This window comes from Mycobacterium sp. SP-6446 (genome assembly GCF_001954045.1).
Lineage (GTDB): Bacteria > Actinomycetota > Actinomycetes > Mycobacteriales > Mycobacteriaceae > Mycobacterium.
Map to the genome: position 1 here is coordinate 1 of NZ_MBEM01000011.1, position 6,222 is coordinate 6,222.

Consider the following 6,222-nt stretch of genomic DNA (forward strand, 5'->3'; position numbering starts at 1 on the left):
CTGGCCGGGCTGGTCGGCGGGGCGCCGAACCCCTACACCTGGCCGGAAAACCTGCCGCGGGTGAACGCCCGCGGTGGGCCGGGGGGTGCGCCGGGCTGCTGGCAGCACATCACCCACGATCTGTGGCCCGCACCCGAATTGGTGATGGACACCGGCAACAGCATCGCGCCGTACAACCACATCGAGACCGGTTCGCCCTATGCGATGGAGTACGTGTGGGGCCGTCAGGTAGGGGATAACACGATCAACCCATGAAAATCACCGGTACCATCGTCCGACTCAGCATCTTCTCGTTGGTGCTGCTGCTGTTCACTGTGATGATCGTCGTGGTGTTCGGCCAGATGAGGTTCGACCGCACCAACGCGTACTCGGCGGAGTTCATCAACATCAGCGGGCTGCGGCAGGGCCAATTCGTGCGCGCCTCCGGCGTGGAGATCGGCAAGGTCGACTCGGTCGAGCTGGTCGACGGTGGTAAGCGGGTGCGGGTGAAATTCAACGTCGACCGCTCGGTCCCGTTGTATCAGTCGTCGACCGCGCAAATCCGCTACCTCAACCTGATCGGTGACCGCTATTTGGAGCTCAAACGCGGCGAGGGCGAGGGCTCCGACCGGATCCTGCCGCCGGGTGGCTTCATTCCGGTGTCGCGCACGTCGCCGGCGCTGGATCTGGACGCCCTGATCGGTGGTTTCAAGCCGCTGTTCCGGGCGCTGGACCCGGAGAAGGTCAACACGATCGCGTCGGCGCTGATCACCGTGTTCCAGGGTCAGGGCGGCACCATCAACGACATCCTGGACAACACCGCGCAACTGACCAATCAGCTCGGGGAGCGCGATCAGGCGATCGGCGAGGTGATCAAGAACTTGAACATCGTGCTGGACACCACGGTTCGGCACCGGCAGCAGTTCGACCAGACCATCAACAACCTCGAGGTGTTGATCACCGGGCTGAAGAACCACGGTGACCAGTTGGCGGGCGGGACCGCGCACATCAGTAATGCCGCCGGCACGGTGGCCGATCTGCTGGCCGAGGACCGCGGTTTGCTGCATAAGACGCTCAACTACCTGGACGCCGTCCAGCAGCCGCTCATCGACCAGCAGGACCAACTGCAGGACTACCTCAAGAAGGTGCCGCCCGGGTTGAACATGATCGGGCGCGCCATCGGGTCCTACGGCGACTTCGTGAACTTCTATGCCTGCGATATCACGATGAAGATCAACGGCCTACAGGCCGGGGGGCCCATCCGCACGGTCCGGCTTTTCCAGCAGCCGACAGGTAGGTGCACGCCGCAATGAGATCGCTGGAACCTCCGAATCGGTTACGCATCGGGCTCATGGGCATCGTGGTGACGGTGCTCGCGATCGGCGTGGGTCAAAGCTTCACGAATGTCCCGATGCTGATGGCCAGGCCGGCCTACTACGGGCAGTTCACCGACTCCGGTCAAATCACCGTCGGCGACAAGGTGCGCATCGCCGGCATGGACGTCGGCAAGGTCGAGGGCCTGCGGATCGACGGTGACCACGTCGTGATGAAGTTCTCGATCGGCACCAACACAATTGGCAGCGAGAGCCGGCTGGCGATCCGCACCGACACCATCCTGGGTAGGAAGGTGATGGAGATCGAGCCGCGCGGCAACCAGCAATTGCGGCCCGGCGCCACACTGCCGCTGGGGCAAAGCACCACCCCGTATCAGATCTACGACGCGTTCTTCGACGTCACCAAGGCTGCCCAGGGCTGGAACATCGACACCGTCAAAGAGTCACTGCACGTGCTGTCGCAGACCATTGATCAGACCTACCCGCACCTGAGCCCAGCGCTGGAGGGCGTGGCCAAATTCTCCGACACGATCGGCAAACGCGACGAAGAGGTCAAACATCTTCTGGCCCAGGCCAATCAGGTGGCCAGCGTCCTCGGTGACCGCAGCGAGCAGGTCGACCGACTGCTGGTCAACGCCAAGACGCTGCTGGCCGCATTCAACGAACGCGGCCAGGCCATCAACGCGTTGTTGGCGAACGTCGCCGCATTCTCGGAGCAGGTCAAGGGCTTCATCAACGACAACCCGAACCTGAACCACGTGCTCGAACAGTTGCGTACGCTCAGCGACATCCTGGTGCAGCGCAAGGACGATTTGGCTGCCGGGCTCACCGAGGTGGGCATGTTCCTGCCGTCGCTGAACGAGGCCATTGCGTCGGGACCATTCTTCAAGGTGGTCCTGCACAACCTGGCCCTGTACCAGATCGTTCAGCCGTGGGTCGACGCCGCTTTCAAGAAGCGCGGGATCGACCCGGAGAACTTCTGGCGCGGCGCCGCGTTGCCGTCGTTCCGTTGGCCGGACCCCAACGGCACCCGGTTCCCCAACGGTGCGCCGCCGCCCGCGCCGCCGGTGCTGGAGGGCACCCCGGATCATCCGGGACCGGCCGTCGGACCCGGGTCACCGTGTTCGTACAGTCCGGCGAATCCGGGCGGCAACATCACCGTCGGGGACGAGGGTCTGCCGCGGCCGTGGAATCCGCTGCCCTGCGCGGGTGCGGCCATCGGACCGTTCGGTGGAGTCGGTTTCCCCGCGCCGGTCGACGTCGAGACGTCGCCGCCTAACCCCGACGGTCTGCCACCCACACCGGGCATGCCGATCGCCGGGCGACCGGGCGACCCGCCGCCGAACGTTCCGGGAACCCCGGTGCCGCTGCCGCAGCAGGCACCGCCGGGTGCGCGCACCGAGAACCTGGCACCGGCCGGGCCGACGCCGCCGCCGTCGACCTTCGCGCCGGCCCTGCCGCCGGGTCCGCCGGCACCGCCCGGGCCGGGCAACCAATTGCCGGCGCCGTTCATCAATCCGGGCGGAGCCGGAGGTAGCGGGGTCACGGGAGGTACCCAGAATTGAGCACCGTCTTTGACATCCGCAACCTGCGGCTACCCAAGATGTCGCGCACGACGCTGATTGTCGGGTCGCTGGTGGTGGTGCTGGCGCTCGTCGTCGGGTACGTCGGCTGGCGGCTTTACGACAAGCTGACCAACAACACCGTGGTCGCCTATTTCCCGGCGGCGAACGCGCTGTACCCGGGCGACAAGGTCCAGATCATGGGTCTGGCGGTGGGCTCGATCGACAAGATCGAGCCGACCGGCGACAAGATGAAGGTGACCTTCCATTACCAGAACAAGTACAAGGTTCCCGCCAACGCGTCCGCGGTGATCCTCAACCCCACCCTGGTGGCCTCGCGGGCCATCCAGCTGGAGCCGGTCTACAAGGGCGGCCCGGTGCTTGGCGACAACGCGGTGATCCCGGAGGAGCGCACCCAGGTCCCGGTGGAGTGGGACCAGTTGCGCAACAGCATCACCAACATCATCTCCAAGCTAGGCCCGACCAAAGAGCAGCCGACGGGGCCGTTCGGCGAGGTCATCACGTCCTTCGCCAACGGGCTGGCCGGCAAGAGCAAGCAGATCAACACGACGCTGAACAACCTGTCGCGGGCGTTGACCGCCCTCAATGAGGGTCGGGGCGACTTCTTTGCGGTGGTGCGCAGCCTTGCGCTATTCGTCAACGCTCTGCACCAAGACGATCAGCAGTTCGTCGCGCTGAACCAGAACCTGGCGGATGTCACCGGCCGGCTCGCGCAAAACGACACCGACCTGTCCAACGCGCTGCAGCAGTTCGACGGCCTGCTCTCCACCGTGCGGCCATTCCTCGACAAGAACCGCGAGGTGTTGACCACCGACATCAACAACCTGGCCACCGCGACGAGCACAATCCTGCAACCGGATTCGCTGAACGGGCTGGAGACAGCGCTGCACGTCACTCCGACGGCCGCGGCGAACATCAACCAGATCTACCACCCGTCACACGGCGCGGTTGTCGCGATTCCCGCCATCACCAACTTCGCCAACCCGATGCAGTTCATCTGCAGCTCCATTCAGGCCGGCAGCCGGCTCGGTTATCAAGAGTCCGCCGAGCTGTGTGCGCAGTACCTGGCGCCGATCCTCGACGCGATCAAGTTCAACTACCCGCCGTTCGGTTTGAATCTGTTCAGCACCGCCGAGACGCTGCCCAAGGAGATCGCCTACTCCGAGCCGCGGCTGCAGCCGCCGCCGGGATACAAGGACACCACCGTCCCCGGGATCTGGTCGCCGGACACCCCGACCTCGCACCGCAACACGCAGCACGGCTGGATTGTCGCCCCGGGCATGCAGGGGCAGCAGGTGGGGCCGATCACCGCGGACCTGATGACGCCGGAATCGTTGGCCGAGCTCATGGGTGGGCCGAACATCGAGCCCGTCCAGTCGACCCTGCAGACGCCGCCCGGACCGCCGAACTCCTACGACGAGAACCCGATATTGCCGGTCATCGGCCAGAACCCGCCGCAGGTGCCGATTCCACCGCCGCCGCCGGGAGCTGATGTGGCCCCGGGTCCCGTAGCCCCCACCCCGGCGCCAGTGGCCGCGCCCGCGCCCAACGCCGGCGGGCCGCCGGTGCCTGCTAACACGGGAGGTGGCCAGTGAGGCGCGACGTGAGCGCGATTCGCGCGAACGGAAAGCCGAACCGTTGGACACCGAGGCGCGCAACGATGCTGATCCGCCACCGGTCCTGGCAGGGGCTGGTGCTGCTGGTGGCCGCGCTGGTGCTGAGCTCGTGCGGCTGGCGTGGCATCTCCAATGTGGCGATTCCGGGCGGTCCCGGTAGCGGGTCGGGTTCTTACACGATCTATGTGCAGATGCCGGACACGCTGGCCATCAACAACAACAGCAAGGTCATGGTGGCCGACGTCCTGGTGGGCTCGATCAAAGAAATCAAGTTGAAGAACTGGGTGGCCACCCTGACGCTGGGTCTGGACAAGAGCGTCAAGCTGCCGAAGAACGCCACCGCCAAGATCGGCCAGACTTCGTTGCTCGGTTCTCAGCACGTGGAGCTGGCCGCACCGCCGAACCCGTCGCCGCAGCAGCTGAAACCCGGCGACACGATTCCGCTGAAGAATTCGTCCGCGTTTCCCACCACCGAGGAGACGTTGGCCAGCCTGTCGTTGATCCTGCGCGGTGGCGGCATTCCGAACCTCGAGGTGCTGCAGAACGAGGTCTTCAACATCTTCAATGGGCGCGGGGAGCAGATCCGGGCCTTCCTCGGCAAGCTGGATACCTTCACCAACCAGCTCAATCAGCAGCGCGACGACATCACCCACGCGATCGATTCCACCAACCGGCTGTTGGTCTACGTGGGTGCCCGTGCGGATGTCCTGGATCGCGTGCTGACCGACATCCCGCCGCTGATCAAGCATTTCGCCGACACCAAGCAGCTGCTGATCAACGCCGTCGACTCGGTGGGACGCCTCAGCCAGGCAGCGGACCAGTACCTGTCCGAGGCGCGCGGACCCCTGCATCAGGATTTGCAATCGCTGCAATGCCCGTTGCGGGAACTCGGCCGTGCGTCACCGATGCTGATCGGCGCGCTGAAGCTGATCCTCACGCAGCCGTTCGACATCGACAGCGTGCCGAAGGTGGTCCGCGGTGACTACATGAACGTGTCGCTGACCCTCGACTTGACCTACAGCGCCATCGACAACGCGTTCCTCACCGGTACCGGGTTGTCGGGAGCACTGCGCGCACTCGAGCAGTCGTTCGGGCGCGACCCCGAGACGATGATCCCCGACGTCCGCTACACGCCGAACCCGAATGACGCGCCCGGCGGACCGCTGGTGGAAAGGGCGGAGCGAGGACAATGCTGACCCCCTTCGTTCGACGCCAGCTCATTCTGTTTGGGATCCTGACGGTGATCTCGCTGGGTGTGCTGGGCATCTACTACTTGCAGATCCCCAGCCTGATGGGTGTCGGTCGGTACACGCTCAAGGCCGAGCTGCCGGCTTCGGGCGGGCTGTATCCAACGGGAAACGTGACCTATCGCGGCATCACCATCGGCAAGGTCACCGACGTCGAGCCCACCGAACACGGCGCCGAAGCGACGCTGAGTATCGACAGCCGCTACAAGGTCCCGATCGACGCGATCGCCAACGTGCACTCGGTGTCGGCGGTCGGTGAGCAGTATCTGGACCTGGTGTCGCCGGGAAACCCCGGCAAGTTCCTTTCGGACGGCCAGACCATCTCCAAGGGCACGGTGCCCTCCGAGATCGGGCCGGCGCTGGACACCGCCAACCGGGGCCTTGCGGTGTTGCCCAAGGACAAGATCGGCCAGCTGCTGGACGAGACCGCGGAATCGGTCGGCGGGCTGGGGCCCGCCCTGCA

Annotated in this window: 5 protein-coding genes and 1 pseudogene; all 6 read left to right on the top strand. The window is 65.3% G+C overall.

Translation table 11 applies throughout. The features are described 5' to 3' along the window. A pseudogene (locus A5736_RS01230) lies at window positions 1-255 on the top strand (MCE family protein); the annotation flags it as partial. After that, the gene (locus A5736_RS01235) at window positions 252-1,292 is read left to right on the top strand and encodes a virulence factor Mce family protein (RefSeq protein ID WP_076123858.1); all 1,041 of its coding nucleotides are present in this window, start codon (window positions 252-254) and stop codon (window positions 1,290-1,292) included. The pseudogene A5736_RS01230 and the gene A5736_RS01235, both read left to right, overlap by 4 nt. Beyond that, complete coding sequence (locus tag A5736_RS01240; protein ID WP_076123856.1) at window positions 1,289-2,878, top strand: virulence factor Mce family protein; 1,590 nt, start codon at window positions 1,289-1,291, stop codon at window positions 2,876-2,878. Before A5736_RS01235 ends, A5736_RS01240 begins: the two co-directional genes overlap by 4 nt. Next, complete coding sequence (locus A5736_RS01245) at window positions 2,875-4,491, top strand: virulence factor Mce family protein (RefSeq protein ID WP_076123854.1); 1,617 nt, start codon at window positions 2,875-2,877, stop codon at window positions 4,489-4,491. The genes A5736_RS01240 and A5736_RS01245 overlap by 4 nt, the downstream gene beginning before the upstream one ends. Before the next feature lie 65 nt (window positions 4,492-4,556). Further along, window positions 4,557-5,708, top strand: coding sequence for a virulence factor Mce family protein (locus tag A5736_RS01250; RefSeq protein ID WP_076123852.1), 1,152 nt, complete (start codon window positions 4,557-4,559; stop codon window positions 5,706-5,708). Continuing rightward, window positions 5,702-6,222, top strand: a 521-nt coding sequence (locus A5736_RS01255) for an MCE family protein (RefSeq protein WP_139333054.1), incomplete at its 3' end; no start/stop codon positions are given. The genes A5736_RS01250 and A5736_RS01255, both read left to right, overlap by 7 nt.

Coding starts and splice junctions, on each gene's coding strand:
- A5736_RS01250 (WP_076123852.1), top strand. CDS start 4,557: ATGCTGATCCGCCACCGGTCCTGGCAGGGGCTGGTGCTGCTGGTGGCC.
- A5736_RS01235 (WP_076123858.1), top strand. CDS start 252: ATGAAAATCACCGGTACCATCGTCCGACTCAGCATCTTCTCGTTGGTG.
- A5736_RS01240 (WP_076123856.1), top strand. CDS start 1,289: ATGAGATCGCTGGAACCTCCGAATCGGTTACGCATCGGGCTCATGGGC.